General features: G+C 52.8%; 14 protein-coding genes and 1 other RNA gene. 11 read left to right on the forward strand and 4 right to left on the reverse strand.

The genetic code is table 11. The annotated features are described in order from the left end of the window. Nucleotides 1–152: 152 nt before the first annotated feature. Nucleotides 153–1,808: an alpha/beta hydrolase gene (locus tag Kalk_RS20430; protein ID WP_158643616.1), complete on the reverse strand. Its 1,656-nt coding sequence runs from the start codon at nucleotides 1,806–1,808 to the stop codon at nucleotides 153–155. A 384-nt stretch (nucleotides 1,809–2,192) separates the two neighbouring features. Between Kalk_RS20430 and Kalk_RS20435 the strand changes: the two genes are divergently transcribed. The 4 genes from Kalk_RS20435 (at nucleotide 2,193) to Kalk_RS20450 (ending at nucleotide 9,145) form a co-directional block, all read left to right on the forward strand. Further along, a complete protein-coding gene (locus Kalk_RS20435) occupies nucleotides 2,193–3,782 on the forward strand; it encodes an OmpP1/FadL family transporter (RefSeq protein WP_101896019.1) in 1,590 nt (529 codons plus the stop codon). Between the two features lie 186 nt (nucleotides 3,783–3,968). Continuing rightward, entirely contained in the window at nucleotides 3,969–5,345 is a 1,377-nt protein-coding gene (locus Kalk_RS20440; RefSeq protein ID WP_101896020.1) for an NAD(P)/FAD-dependent oxidoreductase, read from the forward strand. An 81-nt stretch (nucleotides 5,346–5,426) separates the two neighbouring features. Beyond that, complete coding sequence (locus Kalk_RS20445) at nucleotides 5,427–7,106, forward strand: glutamine--tRNA ligase/YqeY domain fusion protein (protein WP_101896021.1); 1,680 nt, start codon at nucleotides 5,427–5,429, stop codon at nucleotides 7,104–7,106. Nucleotides 7,107–7,279: 173 nt separating this feature from the next. Then, nucleotides 7,280–9,145, forward strand: a complete 1,866-nt coding sequence (locus Kalk_RS20450; protein WP_101896022.1) for a hypothetical protein — start codon at nucleotides 7,280–7,282, stop codon at nucleotides 9,143–9,145. 6 nt (nucleotides 9,146–9,151) lie between these two features. Here the strand turns inward: Kalk_RS20450 and Kalk_RS20455 are convergent, their stop codons facing one another. Together Kalk_RS20455 and Kalk_RS20460 are read right to left on the reverse strand one after the other, a co-directional pair. Then, nucleotides 9,152–11,002: a sensor domain-containing diguanylate cyclase gene (locus Kalk_RS20455; RefSeq protein ID WP_101896023.1), complete on the reverse strand. Its 1,851-nt coding sequence runs from the start codon at nucleotides 11,000–11,002 to the stop codon at nucleotides 9,152–9,154. A 37-nt stretch (nucleotides 11,003–11,039) separates the two neighbouring features. Further along, nucleotides 11,040–11,522 (reverse strand): hypothetical protein, encoded by a 483-nt coding sequence (locus Kalk_RS20460; RefSeq protein WP_101896024.1) that lies wholly within the window; start codon nucleotides 11,520–11,522, stop codon nucleotides 11,040–11,042. Nucleotides 11,523–11,651: 129 nt separating this feature from the next. Between Kalk_RS20460 and ffs the strand changes: the two genes are divergently transcribed. The 6 genes from ffs (at nucleotide 11,652) to Kalk_RS20490 (ending at nucleotide 16,478) form a co-directional block, all read left to right on the forward strand. Beyond that, nucleotides 11,652–11,748: signal recognition particle sRNA small type (ffs, locus tag Kalk_RS20465), an RNA gene on the forward strand. A 141-nt stretch (nucleotides 11,749–11,889) separates the two neighbouring features. Beyond that, on the forward strand, nucleotides 11,890–13,806 hold the full coding sequence (dnaX, locus tag Kalk_RS20470; RefSeq protein ID WP_101896025.1) for a DNA polymerase III subunit gamma/tau: 1,917 nt from the start codon (nucleotides 11,890–11,892) through the stop codon (nucleotides 13,804–13,806). A gap of 29 nt (nucleotides 13,807–13,835) precedes the next feature. Continuing rightward, on the forward strand, nucleotides 13,836–14,159 hold the full coding sequence (locus Kalk_RS20475) for a YbaB/EbfC family nucleoid-associated protein (protein WP_101896026.1): 324 nt from the start codon (nucleotides 13,836–13,838) through the stop codon (nucleotides 14,157–14,159). Nucleotides 14,160–14,177: 18 nt separating this feature from the next. Then, nucleotides 14,178–14,774: a recombination mediator RecR gene (recR, locus tag Kalk_RS20480; protein WP_101896027.1), complete on the forward strand. Its 597-nt coding sequence runs from the start codon at nucleotides 14,178–14,180 to the stop codon at nucleotides 14,772–14,774. 141 nt (nucleotides 14,775–14,915) lie between these two features. Beyond that, nucleotides 14,916–15,221, forward strand: coding sequence for an ArsR/SmtB family transcription factor (locus tag Kalk_RS20485; RefSeq protein WP_101896028.1), 306 nt, complete (start codon nucleotides 14,916–14,918; stop codon nucleotides 15,219–15,221). Nucleotides 15,222–15,284: 63 nt separating this feature from the next. Beyond that, on the forward strand, nucleotides 15,285–16,478 hold the full coding sequence (locus Kalk_RS20490) for a serine hydrolase domain-containing protein (RefSeq protein ID WP_101896029.1): 1,194 nt from the start codon (nucleotides 15,285–15,287) through the stop codon (nucleotides 16,476–16,478). 29 nt (nucleotides 16,479–16,507) lie between these two features. Here the strand turns inward: Kalk_RS20490 and Kalk_RS20495 are convergent, their stop codons facing one another. Continuing rightward, the gene (locus tag Kalk_RS20495; protein WP_101896030.1) at nucleotides 16,508–17,515 is read right to left on the reverse strand and encodes an AraC family transcriptional regulator; all 1,008 of its coding nucleotides are present in this window, start codon (nucleotides 17,513–17,515) and stop codon (nucleotides 16,508–16,510) included. Nucleotides 17,516–17,813: 298 nt separating this feature from the next. Between Kalk_RS20495 and Kalk_RS20500 the strand changes: the two genes are divergently transcribed. Beyond that, a complete protein-coding gene (locus Kalk_RS20500; RefSeq protein WP_101896031.1) occupies nucleotides 17,814–19,307 on the forward strand; it encodes an alpha/beta fold hydrolase in 1,494 nt (497 codons plus the stop codon). The last annotated feature ends 38 nt before the right edge of the window (nucleotides 19,308–19,345 follow it).

Below are 19,345 nucleotides of genomic sequence, written 5' to 3' on the forward strand. Positions count from 1 at the left end.
CCTCTGGCAAGCCTATGGATAAACAGGGAAGGGCGGCCAAAACCTGGCCCAAAGTATGGTTGGCCCAAAGATCAGAAATGGGGGGCGCCCGCTATTTCAAACGGGCGTATTATATGAGAGAAGTGAAACAAAACCAATGAATTGCGCAGAAATCAATGTTTCATTTGGTTGCGGGAGCTAATGTGGTTTGGTTTTGAATCCAGCAAGGGCAGTTCAATCAGCCCTTCCAGGGAGGCATCCATAAACCAGCCGGTGTGGCTGAAGCGGTACTGGTTGTGGTAGCCAAACAGCCAGACCCCGACAATATCACCCGCTTCGAGGTGCGTGCTGATGGCCATTAACTCGCTGCTGTGATCGCCCACGCTACGTAATGGGGTGACCTGATCGCTGATCAGCTCGTAATAGCGACCATTGGCCCGTTTTACGGCGACTCCCAGGAACACGATGGGGTCTGATTCTGTGTCAGTGGCGGAAAGGTGGCCCTGAAAGCGCGGAATGCCGACCAGATCCTGTTCTTCTCTGGCAACATAAAGAGGGCTGAAGGCAGGCCGCAGGGAGCCGCTGGCTGGTTCGGATCGTGCCTCTGGGGTGCGATCTGTGGGTGTAAACCAGCCCAGCATGCGCTCCATTGGCCAGATGGGGGTTTCGAAAAAGCCGGTGAAACCTGAGGTGATGGTGAGGGGCTCGATCCGGAACTGGCGACCACCCTGTTGTATTTGGTCGGTGACGATGCCTCGATCGTAGCTCTGAGTAAGGCACATGCCAGGGATGTATGCGGCTTTGCCGAATTCGCCTTTCAGTTTTTCATCCAGCCAGTCAACCGCCGCCTGGGTCAGGTTCAGGGTGTGGTCACCGCAATGTACTTCTGCTTCAACTTCGTAACCGGGAGTTGGGAACGACCATTGGGTAAAGGGCAGCAGGTGGCCGCCCTGGGTCGCGATCAGGCGTACGTCGGCGCCGTTCTGATTCAGGCAGGCCATGTTCTTCACGGCTTCGTTCACCGGAAAGGCTACATCGCGAAACCCCTGAATCAACAGGGTGTCTGGCTGGGCGGCATGGGTCTGGTTGCAGTAGGTCTTGGGGGAGCGGACGGTTAGGTAGGCTTCGATGTCAGCGCCCATTGCGCCGTCTCTGGCCTCCCAGTAGGAGGCGTTGATAATGGGATCCATGGAGCCAGGGTTTAAGGTATTGCTGACCATCAATAAAGTGGTGAGCCAGCCGCTTTTGGGAACCCGGTTGGGAGCCAGGCTGCCAGGGAAATCGTACCATGTGGTGATGGGAATCATGGCATCGATGCGGGGTTCCACCACGCTGCTCAGCAACATGGCACCGCCGCTGTAGCTCTCACCAATGGTGCCGATGAGGGGGTCGCCGCTTTCATCCCGACTGATACGTTTCAGGTTCGCCAGTGACCAGTCGATCACCGAACTCAGATCCCGCACCTCATGATCAGGTGACATCAGTCGGTTGATGTCTTCGCTGTCGCCGTGGCCTCGTTGATCGTAACTGATCACCCAGTATCCGGCTTTCCAGGCAGCCAGTGCGGCTTCGCCGCTGAACACCAATTGTCCGTATACGCTCACCGGTGCGGACATGCGGAACACACCAAAACCATGACTGTGGATGACAAGAGGTGTCTGCTGGCCGGGTTTCAGAGTGGGTTGGAATACCGTTGCCCGCAGTTGTTTTCCATCGTGGGTGGTGATGGCCACGTCATAATAATCGGCGCTCACGGAATCGTTTTTTTGAAGGTATTCAGGCCCTTTCGTGGGAACGGTGCTGCAGGCGGTCAGGGTTGCCAGCGCCATGATGGCGATCCAAGCACCTAACCGGTTAAGACCGGTTTTAGTCCTGAAATGGCCAAAACTGTATAAATGCATCTGATATGTTGAGAGTGGAATTACCATTTGTCTGTAAGCCGCTGGTTTCTTGTGTGGTGGTTTTCGTATGAGTGATTCTGTTTTCGAAAAATATCAAAAACTCATTGTGGTCGAACTATAAACGAAAATATAATGTTCGAATATGTTTGAATCGAATATTTTTGTTTTCGATTAAGGCTGAAAGCTGCGGTTATAGTCTTAAAGCTGAAGGTTGGCCCGAAAATAAAAAAATAATAAAAGTATCAAGAGTAGTCATTTTATGTGCCCAAATGCTGTCCGTTATGCCCTTTTCTGGGGGGGCTGGGTTGTGCGATGCTGTATGCCTCTGTCGCGCAAGCTCAATTAGCCCAAAACCTGTTTATCGGAAACCCGAAAGCGCTGGCTCTTGGCAATGCTGTCACGGCGGACCCGCCGGGCATCGATTCGATTCATTTCAACCCTGCCGGACTGGCGCGCCTTAAGGGGCGTCAATTTGAACTGAAGGGTATCGCTGGGGATTTGTCGCTGGAGGCTGAGTTTACGCCGGGCCCTGAATTGGCGTATGCCTTTGAGCAGTTTCCGGATAGCCTCTCAGACCCCACCGTTAATGGGCAGAAAAGTGAGCTGAGCGGTACGTCGGTGATGCTGCCTTTTTTTGGATTGACCGAGATTCCAGCCTTGGTGGCGGCCACTGGAGGAGCCAGTTTCGAGGTGGAAGACCGCAATATGGTGCTGGCCACGGGGGTATTTACCCCTATGTTACTGGGCTTAAAGCGGGAGCCGGGCGATGCGGGCGTGTATTCAGGCGAGGAGGTGGGGATCACCCGGTTAACCTACTTTTCTCCCTCCATCGGCTATCGGATCAGCGATAAGCTGTTCGTCGGTGCTGCGCTGAATTTCAGCTATGTGGGTGTGGGGCTTAATTTTGATATGCGCCTGCCCAACTTCACCTTCGGGGCCTTTGATACCCTGCAGGATGGTGGGTGTTTTGATCAGAATGGGGATGTGAATAGCAATCCTTTGAATGACATCATCTGCACCGGGAGCCTTTCGCCGTTTCAGACCATGGCTTTCATCGAGGCTGAGTTTGAGCGTGGCCTGTCTACCACCATGAACGTGGGCGTGTTATGGGAGGTGGAGCCCTGGTTAACGCTGGGTATGACCTATATGAGCGGAGCCAGAGATAAAATCGACGGTGATGTTCGAATTGAGTACAACTCTGGCGTGCAGGATTTTATTAACAACCTGGCGCAGGATACCAGCATAGTGGGTATTGTGGCGGGGGCCTTGGGTGTAGATGAGATCGGGGTGGATGAAACCCCAGCCAGTATGGTACTGGAGTATCCCCAACACTTTTCCATGGGGGCCTCGATCAAAGTGACGCCCCGTTTCAAAACCAATATTGATGTTAAGTGGACGGATACGGCGGTCTGGAATGAGTGGGACATCAAGTTTGATGAACAGGTTCAGTTTCTGGGCGTGCTGGGTGTCATCAGTGACAGCCTGAATCAAGGCACGACGGGGGGAGCCATTGGTGCTGACGGTTTATTGTTGCCCCGTGGTTACGAGAGTGTCTGGACCTGGGCTATTGGTTTTGAATACCAGTATACCGACCGGCTTGCATTTCGATTGGGGTATGAGCCTCGCGGCGCGTCTATCCCTGAAGGTAAGCGTGATTTGTTTGTGCCAATTGGTGAAACCACTCTGTATTCCACAGGCTTTGCGTTTCAGTGGTCGAAAGATACTTTTGTTGATGGATCCTTGGGGTATGTTCATTCAGAGCAGAATATCCCTTCCAACGGCAGTACCAATGCCACCTCTACCGCGATTGATAATTTCATCTATAACCCCTACGCCGGTTACAACATGAAAACGGAGCTGTCGGTGATTGTGGGTGAGATCAGTATTCGCTCAACGTTCTAGATCCCGTTTCGGGGCATGATTGAACAGAAAGGCACCTTTGGGGTGCCTTTCGTGTTTCTGCGTCTGCTGGGTGAGTGAAGGTAAAGCGGGGCGCAAACTGTTTTTTTGCAATATTTTGATGCTGTTGCCAGGAGCTGGCATAGCTCTTGATGAGATTATGGCACGTAATTGTTGATGTGAGTCGTCATGATCAAGCCTCAAGTTTATGCAGATCAGGAGCGCCAGGAGCATACCCCTGCTGTCAGTTCAGGCAACGTAGAGCATCTTAGGGTGTTGGTCATTGTCGGCAGCGGACCGGTGGGCGTGCAGTTCGCCGAGGAGCTGCTGCAGCGTGGTTTTAAAGGTTTGATCAAGTTGTTTGGTGATGAACCATGGCGACCTTATAACCGGGTTCAGTTGTCCTCTTTGCTGGCGGGCGAAGTGCGTTACAGTGACATTTTGATTCCTGAAATTGCCAGCGACAGTCAGCATTTCCAGTTTCTTAACCGCAGGGTCGCTCAGCTGGATACAGCCAAATGCACGCTGCAGGATGATAAAGGCGTCACCCATCATTTCCATCAATTGGTGTTTGCTACCGGTTCTAAACCCTGGGTGCCGAACGTTCGTGGAATTGCGCTCGCAGGCGTTTATGTATTTCGGGATCTGAATGATGCGCAGAACCTCATGGCTCGCAGCGCAAGAACCCGCCGCACGGTAGTGGTGGGTGGCGGTTTGTTGGGTGTGGAAGCGGCGCGGGCGATGCAGCGCAACAATACTGAGGTTCTGTTGGTGCATCAAAGTAACCGCTTAATGAACCGGCAGCTGGATATAGAAAGCGGTGCCATTCTTAAGCGGACATTGGAAGGATACGGTATTGAGGTGTTCCTTAATTCGGGTGTGCGCAGCATTTTAGGCGCTCGGCAAGTGGAAGCAGTGGAGTTTCGTAACGGCAGGACGATCGACTGCGATACGGTCATTTTCGCAACGGGCATCCAGCCAAATATCGAATTGGCTCGCGCGGGAGGGGTGAAGGTGAATCGCGGTATAGTGGTGGACGACCAGCTGCAGACCAACCGGCAGCATATTTTTGCCATCGGCGAGTGCACCGAGCATCGTGGTGAGTTGTATGGTTTGCTGGCTCCGGGGCTGGAGCAGGCGGCTATCCTGGCAGAGCGGCTGTGCGGTGGCACCGCTGCTTATAGCGGCTCTACGGCGGCAACCCAGTTAAAGGTGCTTGATCTGCCCATTGTTACCGTTGGCTGGATTGGTGATGAGTATGACAACCTGATTGATAACACCGTTACTTTTCACAATGCGAACGGGGATTACCGCAAACTGTTCTTAAAGCGCAACCATCTTAAAGGTGTGGTGGCGGTTGGCCGTTGTGATGAAAGTGACCGCTTGCAGCAAGCCGTTTTGACTGAGCAGCGGATTTTCCCATGGCAGGTTTCCCGGTTCCGGCGAGAGGGGCGTCTGTTTGCGCAGGCGTGGGCCAAAACCACAAAGGGAAGGTCGACAGCGGCGGTGGCCATTGGCTTATTCGCAGTGGGGGTGGCACTTGTTCTGGTTGGCTTATTGGGTTGAGCTTCTTAATCCCCTATACTACGCGGCAGTAGTGTAGGCACTGGCCCCTGCCGGTGCGTTGAACGGGATCATTTAGACCATATGAGCAAAACCGAGTCAGTTAAACCTGCCCATTTTATTCGTCAGATCATCAGTAAAGACCTGGAAGCAGGCAAGAACGGCGGCCGCGTGGCCACGCGCTTTCCACCAGAGCCCAATGGCTATCTGCACGTGGGCCATGCCAAGTCAATTTGCTTGAATTTCTCCATGGGAGAGGAGTTCGGCGGCACCTGTAATCTGCGCTTCGACGATACCAACCCTGAAAAAGAGAGTCAGGAATACATCGAGGCGATCCAGCGGGACGTCAGCTGGCTTGGGTTCCAGTGGAATGGTGAGATTCGATACGCGTCTGGTTATTTTGATCAGTTGCATGATTTTGCTGTCGAGTTGATCAAGCAGGGCAAAGCCTATGTGGATGAATCCACCCCGGAAGAGATCCGCACCATGCGCGGGTCACTGACTGAGGCAGGTCAGGACAGCCCTTATCGCAGCCGCAGTGTGGACGATAACCTGCAGCAGTTCGAGCGTATGCGTAACGGCGAATTTGCCGATGGAGCCGCCGTGCTGCGCGCCAAAATCGATATGGCTTCCCCCAATATCAATATGCGTGATCCGGTGTTGTATCGGGTACGGCGTGCGCATCATCATCAAACCGGTGATAAGTGGTGCATATACCCCATGTACGACTATACCCACTGTGTATCTGATGCCCTGGAAGAGATAACGCACTCCCTGTGTACCCTGGAGTTCGAAGATCATCGCCCCTTATATGACTGGGTTCTGGATCAGCTGGACGTGCCATGCCATCCCCAGCAGATCGAATTTGCCCGCCTGAATCTGAACTACACCATCACCAGTAAGCGCAAGCTCAAGCAGTTGGTGGATGAACAGCACGTTGATGGCTGGGATGACCCGCGCATGCCTACTATTGCTGGCCTGCGCCGCCGAGGTTACACACCGGCCTCCATTCGTAATTTCTGCGAGATGATCGGTGTCACCAAGAGCGAAGGCGTGGTTGACATGAGCATGTTGGAATTCTCTATCCGGGATGACCTGGACAAGAGCGCGCCTCGGGCCATGTGTGTAATGCAGCCGCTGAAAGTGGTAATCGAGAACTGGCAGCAGGAAGAACAGCCCTTGTCCATTGCCGCTCACCCCAAGGATGAATCACTGGGGGTACGCGAGATCTTTTTCGGTAAAGAGCTGTACATCGATCGCACAGATTTTGAGGAGGAGCCGCCAAAAGGTTTCAAGCGCTTGATCCCCGGTGGTGAAGTGCGCTTGCGCGGTGCCTATGTGATTCGCTGCGATGAGGTGATCAAGAACGAGCAGGGCGAAGTGGTGGAGCTGCGCTGCAGCTATGATGACCAGACCCTGGGCAAGAACCCGGAGGGGCGCAAAGTGAAAGGGGTGGTGCACTGGGTGTCTGCCGCCAAGGCGTTACCGGTGGAAGTGCGGCTTTACGATCGCCTGTTCAACCATGAGAGCCCGGATGCGGCCAAAGACGGCTCCTCGTTCCTGGATCACATCAACCCTGATTCCTTGACTGTGGTTGAGCGCGCCTATGCTGAACCCTCCCTGGCTAATGCCAGAGCAGATCAGCCCTACCAGTTCGAACGGGAGGGGTATTTTGTGTTGGATGGTGTCGACAGCAGCGAAGGGAAGCTGGTGTTTAACCGTACGGTAACCCTGCGGGATGCCTGGGCCAAGACACAAAAGTAAAATCGAAAGTTGCTGTTTGGCTTATAAGGCTGCCCCGGAAACGGAGCAGCCTTTTTTATGCTCGACAATGTTGACCGCTATACACAATCCACAGCAATCAATTTGGGATATAAAGGAATTTAAGCATACGGAAAGCACCACCTATAAAAACAAAAGCAAATAGGAGAACAGGTATGTCGTTGATTCGAAACGCGGCCCTTGTGGCGATGGCCGGTTGCAGTCTGGTCCTGACGGGTTGCTATAACCCTGATGGCCCGATCCCGGAAGCCAAAAAAGACAAAATCCAACCTCTGTGGAGCGATCAGGATGTGGCTGATGTGGTGTCCATCACCTATGAGTCGGTTCCCGCTATTCATCAAATCGACGATCCGCTGATGCCGGAGCAGTGCAAGGATGTGAACTTCCTGCGCTTTAAAACCCGATCCAGCAGCGATGATGCGGCCCTGGCGGACGCGGCGGTGTTATTGGTGCCAGGCATTCTCGAGGGGGCGAACGGTTTTGAGTACATCGGTCGCCAGCTGGTGTATATGGCCAAGGTGTTCCGCGATAAAGATATCGAGATCTGGGCCATGGATCGCCGTGCCAATTGTCTGGAAGATCTCACCGGTATGCAGGCCGCAGAGCAGGCCGCTAGCGTGGAAGAGGCCGAAGACCTCATTCTGGGTTATTACTACGAAGGCCAGCAAGTCAACGGCCGAACATTCGATGGCTTTCTGCGCGGCCGTGATATGCCGTTCATGTTGAATTTTGGTATGGAGCAAGCCACCGAAGATATGTACGCAGTGATCCAGGCCATGATCCCCGATCCTGCCGTGAGCCGTCAGAAAGTGTTCGTGGGTGGCCATTCTCTGGGGGGTGCACACACCTCCATGTTCCTGGCCTGGGATCTGGATGGTGACACCAGCACCACAGATGATCAGGGTGCCAATATGGTTGCCGGTGCCATCGGTTTTGATACTTCCATTGGTGCGGTGAGCGATTCCATTGGCTCCTCCAACGCTATTATTCCCGTGATGGATCTGGAATCCACCATGGCCGACGCCACGGCCGAGGCAGCAGCCGAAGGGGACACCGATGCCGATGCCGGTTATCGCCGCACCCTGAGTTGGATAGAGCGAGGCATCTTGCCCAAAAACATCGACATCCCCTTGGTGTTCAGTGCCGAGGCCATTGCCTTGCCAGAGGCCGTGGGCATTCTGGCGGGCAAAGCGCCTGATCAGGAGGCTACGGTGTTGGGCCGCTTGCCCATGTCTCCGGTGCTGAAGAACCTGTTCCGCTTCTTCCATACCCGTGATGCCAATAACTACAGCTATGGGCCGTTCATAAAGGATTTCCGCTACACTAACGAGGCTCAAGTGGGGCTGATGTTTGATGATCACTTCTCTATCCTAAGCTTCCTGCAAACCAGTCTTGGCCATATGAACGGTGGTGCCGTAGTGCCGAAATCGCCCCTGTTCAATGCCATCCGCAGCGTGCCTTTGCTGGGTGACCTGGTCAGTGCTGTATCCGGCCCCAAGCAACAGCATATAGCAGCAGACGCTGGCCCGGATCAGCGTCATCTGGGCGAGGGCCCTTTGTATTCATGGGCGGATATGGATGAAATCGGCAGCTCTGATGATCCTAGTTATACCGATGAAAGCGGAGACTACGAGTATACGAACCTGACCGAAGAAATGGTGCGCATGGAAGACTTCACCCGCGCCCTTTATATTGGCGAAACCAACCTGACGGAATGGTATTTCCCCACCCGCATCGTGGTGGACATTGATGCCGCCAGTAAACCCTTTGCGCCCCAGTACGGCCTCAATACCTACTATCAAGAAGCATACAAGCAAGTGCCGACGTTGTTGCTGATGGCGAAAGGAGGCGGCTTGTCGTTCCCAATGGCGGATGAGCCGGACAGGTTGCTGACCATTATTGATCTGGAAGGCCAGTCGCACCTTGATCCCATGTTTGCCAGTGTGAACATGCCCACCCTGCATAATAATCAGGTGGCTGATAACCTGCTGGACTTTGTGTTTACCAATATTGAACCCTGATCAGATTCAGGAGGGAGGAAGTGCAGAATCGGTCTGGCTTTCTGATGCGTTGAAGAATTGAACTTGATTGCGGCCATTACCTTTGGCCGCATACAGGGCTTTATCAGCGTAGGACAGAAAGTCAGCAGGTTCTTGTGCTGTATTGGGTATTGCTGCGTAACCACCGATGCTGACGCTTAAGTTAAGCGGGCCGATTCTGGTATTGACCGGAGCCTCTGCCACCGATTTGCGTATCCGTTCTGCCACAATGTTAGCTCCTGCCAAACCAGTGTCCGGTAGGATCACACAAAACTCTTCGCCACCGTAGCGGGCGGCAATGTCTCCGGGCCAGCGGGTTTCATTCTCCACGCGTCTGGCTATTTCCTGCAGGCAGTCATCTCCCACTTGGTGGCCGTGGGTATCGTTGATGGGTTTAAAATGATCTGCGTCGATCAGCAATACGGTCATAGAACGCTGCGATTCCGCAAAGCGTCTGATCTGTTTGTCCAAGTAGAGATCAAGAAACCCCCGGTTCTTGATGCCGGTAAGCTGATCGGTTTGGCTTAATTCCAGCAGCTTGTGGTTCGCTTCCTCTAATTCTTGAGTGCGCTCAGTTACCCTAAGCTCCAGCTCTTCTCGAGCCTGAGTCTGTGATTGTAAGGCTTGCTGTTGCGCATTGAAGCGCAGCGCTCGCTCTTGATTAATGCGTTCTGCCATGGCAAACGAAAGCAATACCGCTTCCAGCAGCGTGCCAGCTTGGATCGCATTTTCGGTAATCACGTTGCTGGGCAGTATATGGACTTTGCTGAGCGCCAGAACCAATGCGCTGATCAGCAACATGGCCCAGGCCACCGTGTAATAACGGGCAGCGGCCAAGCCCCTGTGCCAGGCAAACACCCCAAGACCTAAACCCCACGAACAGATAATGGCAGCTATGGCGATCACCAGGCGAATGGAGAGGTTGTATGGCAGAACCAGAGTCAGCATCGCCACGATCAGGCTCGAAGACACAACGACGTTTTGTATGCTGTGTATGGACTTTGATATGTCCCGGGTGTTCAGGAACAGTCGCACAAACATGCTGCCGCTGAACAGAGCAATCGAGAGAAACAGAACAATAGCCCGGTCGTTCCAGTCTGTGGCATTGGGCCAGAAATACTGGAAGGCCCATCCACCCAAACAGGCGACAAACAGCGCCACACAAACAACGTAGCCCACGTAGTACAGGTAGGCACGATCTTTAAGGGCAAGAAACATCAGCAGATTGTAAATGGCAATAATGCCTAGCCCACCGAAGAAATAGCCCTGGAGAGCAGAGCGCTGCTCGTTGTGTTGATTGAACGACTCCGGCTGCCATATATTGATTGGCACCTGTACGGCGCTGGTGGTGCGTACTTTGACGAGTATCTCTGCACGGGTTGCCGGGGTAACACGAATCGGTATCAAAAAGTTGCGGTGCAGAATGGGGCGGGCAGTAAAAGGCTTCTTATCGCCCAGCAACCAGCTCTGTTTGATTTGGTTGTTTTCGATCAGGTAGACGTCCAGATGATCCAATACCGGATAAGATATTTCCATAATCCACTCGTGGATTTGGCTGCGGTTGTCTATGGGAAAGCGCAGCCACCAGGAGGAATGATTGTAGCCCTGATTGAAGATAGCATCCGGGTTCTTCCGCCAGTTCGGTTGTGTTTGCAGTAACTGCTGGGGTGAGAGAGAGTGTTCCGGGTCTTCCAGATATTGGATGTCGTGTTTGACTTCTATCAGTGAGTGTCGGCTGTGCAGTTCAACGGCCTGAGCGCTCCAGACGCAGCACCACATTAACATTGCCGTCAGGGCGCGGGTCAGGGTCTGTAATCCAGGGCTGTGTGATGTTTGCATAGATCTCTCTACGGATTACAAATACAGCGTCAGTTGATCAGCGACGCTCGATGGCGCGCAGGGCAGCGCCAGAGCCCCGAAGGCTTTCTTTCATTTCAGTGCCATCAGGTAGCCGAATGATTAAGTGGTTGCCTTGTTTCAAGCCATCCCAATGACGACGGTCGATCTCCACAGTAATCAGTTTCAGATCATCGTGTATGTGGCCTTGGGCGGTTCGGTAATATTTATCGACCTCCACCGCCACTTCGATAAAAGGGAAATTGGGAGATTTGCGATGTTTGTGCAGATCGGGCAGCTGCTCTTCGCTGACCGGGATATTGATCTTTCCCCACACCATTTCGCTGGGGCGGGCCTGTTGATAGACCTGCAGCTTGTAGGTGGGTGTGATGGCCATCAGATTGCCGTTGATGGTCTGGTTGGTCCAGCCATCTGCTGCCTGAGCGTGGCTGATTACCAGCATCAGTAAAAGCGTCAAGGGAGCCAGAATGCTGGTCAGAGTGCTACGGGTAAGGGTGTACACGGGTATATCCTCGCGTGGTGTTTGATAAAGCATAGCGCACAACTGGAATAAAATACGTTTTCGTTCAGCAGGTTGCCTTGAATTGGCGCACGAAATAGGGAATAATCGCCCACCTTGTTATGGTGGCTCTATTGGTCCCCTCGCAACGATAATCTGTGAACCCCGCCAGGCCCGGAAGGGAGCAACGGTAGCAGACGACTCGTGTGCCGGGGTGTGGCTGATAGAGTCGCCACCCTAATTCCTGTTGTACCCCCTCTGTTTGTCGTTTCACATTTCCTTATTTTTCAATTCATTGGTTTATCAATGGCCGCAGCCGTATTACACTGGTTGCCTTCTATTGGCCCCCGGAAATCAGCATCAAAAATTCATGAGTTATCAGGTTCTTGCACGTAAGTGGCGCCCCAAGACATTTCGCGAGATGGTGGGGCAGGAACACGTTCTGAAAGCCCTAATCAATGCCCTTGATCATGGTCGACTGCACCATGCCTATCTGTTCACCGGAACCCGTGGGGTGGGTAAAACCACCATCGCCCGTATTCTGGCCAAATCCCTCAACTGTGAAACCGGCATCAGTTCGGAGCCCTGCGGTCAGTGCAGCGCCTGTCAGGAGATCAATGATGGCCGCTTTGTTGACCTGATTGAGGTGGATGCGGCGTCTCGCACCAAGGTTGAAGACACCCGCGAGCTGCTGGAAAATGTGCAATATGCGCCCACCCGAGGCCGCTATAAGGTGTACCTGATCGATGAGGTGCACATGTTGTCGGGGCACAGTTTTAATGCCTTGCTGAAAACCCTGGAAGAACCCCCCGAGCACGTTAAATTCCTGTTAGCCACCACCGATCCTCAAAAATTACCGATTACTATTCTATCCCGCTGTTTGCAGTTCAGCCTTAAGGCAATGACCCCCGAACGCATCGTCGGCCACCTGAAAATGGTGCTGGAAGCCGAGATGGTGGAGTTTGAAGAGCCTGCGCTGTGGCAGTTGGGTCGCTCTGCTGACGGCAGTATGCGGGATGCCATGAGCCTCACCGATCAGGCCATCGCCTTCGGTAATGGCAAGGTTGTGGAGTCCGATGTGCGGGCGATGCTGGGCAGCATTGATCGCGAGTACGTATTCGGCATCATCGACGCACTGGCTCAGAACAACGCCGAAGCACTGCTGCAGCGGGTGGCAGAGATGTCCGAGCAGAGCCCTGATTACGCAGATGTGCTGGGTGATTTGATCAGCACCCTGCACCGTATGGCGGTGGCTCAAATCGCCCCTGAGGCGGTGGATGACAGTGATGGTGATCGTAATCGAATCGTGGAGTTTGCGGGTCAGTTTGCCCCCGAACAGTTGCAGTTGTTCTATCAGACGGCGTTGCTGGGGCGTAAGGATCTGCCGCTGGCACCGGACTCTCGCAGTGGCTTTGAAATGACGCTGCTGCGGTTGCTGCTGTTCAAGCCGCAGGGAACGCTGCCTCCAAGCCAGGGAGCACCCCAGTCGGGAAAGTCTCCTAGCCCTGCTGCGGCAGGGCACGCTTCCGCAAACCCTGCACACAACATCCCTGCCCGCGAGCTGGGCAGTGGCAGTGACCATCTCTCCAAGGTGAAGGCAGCCCTGGGAGGCAATCAAACACCGGCGAGGCCCGCGCCTTCTGCCGTGGGTGCTGATTCGCCGCCCCAACAGGCTCCGGCCTCGGCCCCTGTGTCTGCGCCGGCCATAGCTTCGGAACAACCAAAGCAGCATGATCCGGTAGCGCCCTCAAGCGCGCCTGCGCCTCAAGCTATCCCCGACCAACAGCCAGGCAGTGGCCCAGCTCAAGCGAGCCCCAAGCCCGCATCTGCTGCGGGGGAGCAGCCAGAAACATCGGCCCCAGTAAAAGTGGCGCCCACAGTGAAAACCAAAGTCATCAAGTTGGATGATGAATGGGCTGACTTGATAGGCATCATGGAGCTGGACGGGCCGGTGCGTAACTTTGCCCGCAACTGCTCTTTGGAGCAGAAAGACGGTGCGGTTTGGACCTTGGCGGTTAGTCCGCGTTTTGGGGCGCTCTACCGGGATGACAATCGCGACTTATTGGCGCAGGCGTTGTCGGAAAACCAGCAGCAATCCATTACACTCAAGGTAGAGCTGGCAGAGCCCTCCCATCCCACCCCTGATCAGTTGCTGGCAAAATACAAGCAGCAGCGCCGGGAGGAGGCGGTGGTTCTGATGCAGCAGGATTCCTTCGTACAGGATTTACAGACTTTGTTTGGTGCGACCCTGGATTTAAATTCCGTCACACCGATTGATGACGATTGAACAACGATGATTGAGCAGAAGGTGAAACCATGAAAGGTCAATTCGGAGATCTGATGAAGCAGGCGCAGGAAATGCAGGAGCGCATGCAGAAGATGCAAGAAGAGATTGCCAACACTGAAGTCACTGGGGAATCCGGTGCCGGTATGGTCAAAGTCACCATGACCGGGCGTCATGATGTAAAGCGCGTGCAAATCGACGATGGCTTGATGTCAGAAGAGAAAGAAGTGCTGGAAGATCTGTTAGCGGCGGCAGTGAACGATGCCGTGCGCCGTGTTGAGCAAAACAATCAGGATAAAATGGGCGGCTTGGCATCAGGCATAAACCTGCCCCCCGGCTTTAAGTTTCCTTTCTAAATTATTGATATATAAAAGATGAGCTTTAGTCCCCTAACATTACGCTTGATCGAATCCCTTACCTGCTTGCCGGGGGTGGGCCCCAAGTCTGCCCAGCGCATGGCGCTGCATTTGTTGGATCGGGATCGGGTTGGGGCACAAAAACTGGCGGATTCCCTGCAGTTGGCGATGGAGAAAATCGGTCGTTGCCAGCGCTGTCGTAATTTTTCCGAAGAAACCGTTTGCCACACCTGCCGCCAGACTTCCCGCGATCCTGCATTGCTCTGTGTTGTGGAAACCCCCGCCGATGTCATCGCCATTGATCAGTCCGGCAGCTTCAGGGGTTATTACTTTCTGTTGCTGGGGCATCTTTCACCCATCGACGGAATCGGCCCGGAAGACATTGGAGCCGACGTGCTGGATGAGCGCCTGGCAGAAGGCGAGGTTAAAGAACTGGTCATCGCCACCGGTACCACGGTGGAGGGTGAGGCCACAGCCCACTATCTTTCCGAGATGGCGCGCCGCCATAACGTTGTGGCATCCCGAATTGCCCACGGAGTGCCAATGGGTGGTGAGCTGGAATATGTTGACAGTAATACCCTAAGCCTCGCGTTGCAGGGGCGAAAGATCCTCTGAGCGATGTCATGGATGCCCGCCGCAGCTCTGATGCTTTGAACCCAGCGGTTATCAACCCTTTCAAATGATAGATCACAAGACCTTGTCAGCCTCAATCAATTAATGTACATTTCGTTAAATGGCGAAATGAAGGTGTGAGAGATGAGCAAGCCGCAATTCAACCCTACTGCGACCGATGCCCTGTTGGCGTTTTCCAAGGCGCTTGCCAATGAAAAGCGCCAACAGATCCTGTTGAGCATCTTTGTCGACAAGCAGGAGCACACTGTGGGGGAGATTGCCGAACGAGTGGGAATTGCACCATCAACCGCATCCGAGCACTTGGCCATTCTCAGGCGTGGTGGGATCCTGGTGGCCAACAAACGGCAGAAAGAAGTGTATTACACCGTTAACAAGGAGCGGGTGCAGGAACTGGTAAGCGTCATTCAGGCGTGGCTGACCTGCTGTTAATTAATATTTAGAAATACATATCGTTATATTCCGATGTAACGTATTAAAGATTGGGAGAGCACAATGAATCCGTACCGTATGATGATGGTTTTTTCGTTAGTTGCAGTCACTGCGCTGGGTTATCTGTTTACCCAATACGCTTACCCCAAAATCACGTTGTTTGATGCTGAACGGGTTAGTGACAATTTCCGCCATCTTGATCGAGTGTTTCCTGTTCGAACCATTGCATCATCTTCCATGCCGATGACGCTGACACAGGCACCGCAGAGCGTATCTGTACGCTATCACTATCAAGGCCGGGACTCCTCGTTGGAAGAATTTCTGCAACGCAGTCGAACCACTGGGTTTCTTGTACTGCACAAGGATCACATTATTGATGAGCGATATTTTTATGGATACAGCGCTAACGATAAAGCGACTTCCTTTTCTGTTGTTAAATCGTTTGTGGCGACCCTGGTGGGTATCGCGCTGGAGGAGGGGTTGATCCGCAGTGTTGATGATCCCATTACCGATTATGTGCCGTCGTTGCTGGGGTCTGGGTTTGCGGGGGCCAGTATTGCCGACGTTTTACAGATGTCCTCCGGCATCGCTTTCAGTGAAATATACGGCGATCACAGTTCTGATGCGTATCGTATCTTTGATGATATGTATCTCTGGCTGGGCTCTATTAGTGGTATTACGGCGAGCTATCCCCGTGCCACAGCCCCGGCTCATGTGTTTCATTACGCCAGTATCAACACGCAAGCGCTGGGGATGCTGGTTCGTGAGGCGAGTGGCCAGCCGATTAGCACGTACCTTCAAGAAAAGCTGTGGCAACCGATGGGGGCTACCAGCGAGGCCAGTTGGATGACGGATATCTATGGCGAAGAGGTGACTTTTATGGGGCTCAATGCCACCTTGCGAGATTTCGCACGATTGGGTTTGCTGTACCTGCATGAGGGCAGGTTGAACAATCAGCGCATTGTCTCTGCTGAATGGGTGAGGCGCGCCACGACTCCCGATAAACCGTGGCTACAGCCGGGTGAGATTGATGGAGACTGGGGCTACCAATATCAATGGTGGATTCCGCGGGATGGTCACGGTGATTACAGCGCCATCGGCATTTGGGGGCAGTTTATTTACGTCAATCCTGAGGCCGAATTGGTAATTGTTAAAACCAGTGCCGATGCTGATTTCAAGCCCCACGAGTTTGAGGCTATTACTGTATATCGCAAGATAGCCTCCATGTTGCTTGAACGTAGTAAGGCGGGAGGCTAAACCCTCTAACATGATGCATCCGTTGCGCTTTAATGATTGAGGTATTTGTCGCGGTATAGCCCTGGTGGCATTCCCAGTATGCGCTGACTAAAGCGATAAAAGCTTCGAATGTCAGCAAACCCCAGCAATTGTGATGCTTCCTGTAGAGTAATGGTTGGGTCGGCCAAATACTGCTTGGCAAGCTTTTCACGCACTTCATCCATAACGCCGCTGAACGTGTTTTGTTCCAGTTTCAATTTTCGTTGTAATGTTCGGTCTGATATATGCAGTTTGGCGGCAATGTCTCGGCGTCGAGGTTCTCCGTTTTTCAAGTGCTGAAAAATTTCGTTATACACGTGGAAGTAAACTGATGTGTAGCCGAGGCGGGCGATTTGTTCATCCAGATACTTTTTTTGCATGTCGTACATACTGGTATTGGCTGTAGGTATTGGTATGTCTAAATCGCTCTGTCGGATCTTGATTCGATTGGCGGGTTGACCAAACCGGGGCCTGATTGAGAAAACATCTTGGTAGATGGCGCAGTTATCCGGTTCGGGGCATTCCCATTCAATGGCTAAGGGCATAATGCTTTGGCGTGTAAGCCACGAAAATAACCTTAACGTCATTAGCGTTCCGAATTCTAAGCGGCTTGAGTACGCGTGGTGATGCCTGAAAATATCGGTGTACATCCAAAGGCCATCGCGAGTGTTTTTTAACTCTATCAGTGTGTCGTTTGAAATCACCGCGAAGTAGTTTTTCATCAAAACGATGGCATCGTACAGGGTCTGGCTCGCAGACATGCCGTAACCCACTTGATAAAAACTAACCAGTCGATCACATAATTCTATATTTAATCCCAGGTGCTTGTTTTCTGAGATCTCTACGGCGGTGTCCCAAAGCAGGGTAAGGGTTTCTATTGAAAAGCGCCGATCAGGTTGGTCCAGTTGCTCCTCAGGTATGCCAACGATATCGAGCAAACTTGATATGCAAAGGCCCTCGTGTGAGAACATATCGCACAACGTTTTCACCCATATGGCGGAGATACTTCGTTGGTTCATCGTTTCCCATCCATCAATAAGTGCGGGTGAATTTTAGGCAGATATCACGGCGGCTATCAACCAGCAGTTGTGAAAAATTGGCCACTTGGTGTCACTCTTCTGTCTCTTACTGTCAGATCCATTGCCCTCATTGTTATTTAACATGTCGCTGTCACTGTAAATGTATGAGTTCTTTTCCAGACGTGACGTATCCGATTGGATTACGAAGGTGTTGTCAGTCCGATATTAGGGGCTGGCGGCAACCTGGAAATTCGACCATTTCAATTTGCACGCCCTACGCTTTAAGAGGTATACAATTTTGTCATCTACGAATTATTTAGCGGCTATTCTTGCGGCTTCAGGCCTGTTCGTGTCTGTAACGCAGGCTCAGGCTGCAGTTGAGAAAATATCACCGTACAGTTCAGATAGCACATTCTTTGAAGAGGTTGACTCAGACGCTGGTGCGCCAGGCACATTAATCCGCTATCAACGTGTGCTCAAACTGGATGATTATCCCGGCGAGCTTTATCGTGTCCTATATTGGTCAACTGTTAGAACCATCAGCTATCCCGGCGACGATATTGATCATAATGTCTGTCATTTCTATCAATGGGAGAATAACGAGTGGGGCACTGAGTATCGCTGCGAAAAGCCCATCGTTACGTCCGGCCTGGTTCGTATCCCTAAGGCAGCTCCACCAGCACAGGGTTTTGCAACAGTGGCATTTACCCACGGTACCGTGGGTCTGATTCCTGAATGTGGCCCAAGTACTGGTTATGGCCCACTGTGGCGAGACTGGATGGTGAGCGATCGTGTTACAACGGTGGCCGCTGATTACCCCGGCCTGGGTTACGACTCTGGTTTGCGCAGCGCTGATGCGATGTATACCTCTGAGCATCCCTGGTATCCCGGTACAGGCATTATGCAATCGCCATTTGATGAAACCAGCCATACGTATTCAGACAACTGGTCTCCAGGAGCAAGTACTATCGATCTGGTTCGTGCCAGCAAACAGCTTGAGGTGGTCACTGATGCGTCGAACGGTGTGTCCAACCCGAATTTTATTGTTGTCGGCTCTAGCCAGGGTGGTGCTGTTGCGATTGGAACCGCTCAACTGATGAGCGCAGATTATGCCCCTGAGCTGCAACTTAAAGCGGTGCTGGCCGGTGCTCCCGGCAGCAACCTGGGTGATTTAGAAAGCGCCGACAGCCCGTTGGCCTATGGCATTCTTTCTGGTGGGATCGTAGGCGCATCGGTGTCAGATCCAAGCTTGCATCCGTCCGAGTGGCTATCACCTATCGGACAGGCTAACTATGAACGCACCACCGAAGCAATGTGTTCTGGTGCTGGCGATTTTGAATCGTACTTGTGGTGGGTTAATGCTCTTTACAGTTATCCATTCAATGCGCCTTTGACAACACTGGGGGCTCAGGTTGAATGGCAGCGCTACGCTGCGCGTCAGGATCTTGCGGCAACACCGATTGCAGCACCTATCTATATCGGACAAGTAGATGATGATCCATTAGTGCCTCAGGCTAGAACGGATGCGTTTGCAGCAAGGTTGGCCCAAATCGCGGATGTGACTTATTGCGTCTACCAAGGTAATGGTGATAACGGGGTGGATGAGAATGGTGATCCTGCGGTTACCTTCAGTTCAATGGAAAACCATACAACGGTATTGGATAGAATGGGTGATGAAGATTACACCGCAGCCTCTCCAGAACCCAGTTGTGTAAGCAGTGCTTCAACCGCTTCTTTATCCGCTAAAGCGTTTCTGATCCAGCAAGGTTTTGATGCGTTATCGTCTCAGTAACAGCGTTCATCCTTTCACTGGGGCATGTTTTTGACATG

This window comes from Ketobacter alkanivorans (assembly GCF_002863865.1).
GTDB lineage: Bacteria > Pseudomonadota > Gammaproteobacteria > Pseudomonadales > Ketobacteraceae > Ketobacter > Ketobacter alkanivorans.

Bases quoted from the DNA above. Each gene is read 5' to 3' on its own strand.
- Kalk_RS20430 (WP_158643616.1), bottom strand. From the start codon at position 1,808: ATGGCGCTGGCAACCCTGACCGCCTGCAGCACCGTTCCCACGAAAGGG.
- Kalk_RS20435 (WP_101896019.1), top strand. From the start codon at position 2,193: ATGCTGTATGCCTCTGTCGCGCAAGCTCAATTAGCCCAAAACCTGTTT.
- Kalk_RS20440 (WP_101896020.1), top strand. From the start codon at position 3,969: ATGATCAAGCCTCAAGTTTATGCAGATCAGGAGCGCCAGGAGCATACC.
- Kalk_RS20445 (WP_101896021.1), top strand. From the start codon at position 5,427: ATGAGCAAAACCGAGTCAGTTAAACCTGCCCATTTTATTCGTCAGATC.
- Kalk_RS20450 (WP_101896022.1), top strand. From the start codon at position 7,280: ATGTCGTTGATTCGAAACGCGGCCCTTGTGGCGATGGCCGGTTGCAGT.
- Kalk_RS20455 (WP_101896023.1), bottom strand. From the start codon at position 11,002: ATGCAAACATCACACAGCCCTGGATTACAGACCCTGACCCGCGCCCTG.
- dnaX (WP_101896025.1), top strand. From the start codon at position 11,890: ATGAGTTATCAGGTTCTTGCACGTAAGTGGCGCCCCAAGACATTTCGC.
- Kalk_RS20475 (WP_101896026.1), top strand. From the start codon at position 13,836: ATGAAAGGTCAATTCGGAGATCTGATGAAGCAGGCGCAGGAAATGCAG.
- recR (WP_101896027.1), top strand. From the start codon at position 14,178: ATGAGCTTTAGTCCCCTAACATTACGCTTGATCGAATCCCTTACCTGC.
- Kalk_RS20485 (WP_101896028.1), top strand. From the start codon at position 14,916: ATGAGCAAGCCGCAATTCAACCCTACTGCGACCGATGCCCTGTTGGCG.
- Kalk_RS20490 (WP_101896029.1), top strand. From the start codon at position 15,285: ATGAATCCGTACCGTATGATGATGGTTTTTTCGTTAGTTGCAGTCACT.
- Kalk_RS20495 (WP_101896030.1), bottom strand. From the start codon at position 17,515: ATGAACCAACGAAGTATCTCCGCCATATGGGTGAAAACGTTGTGCGAT.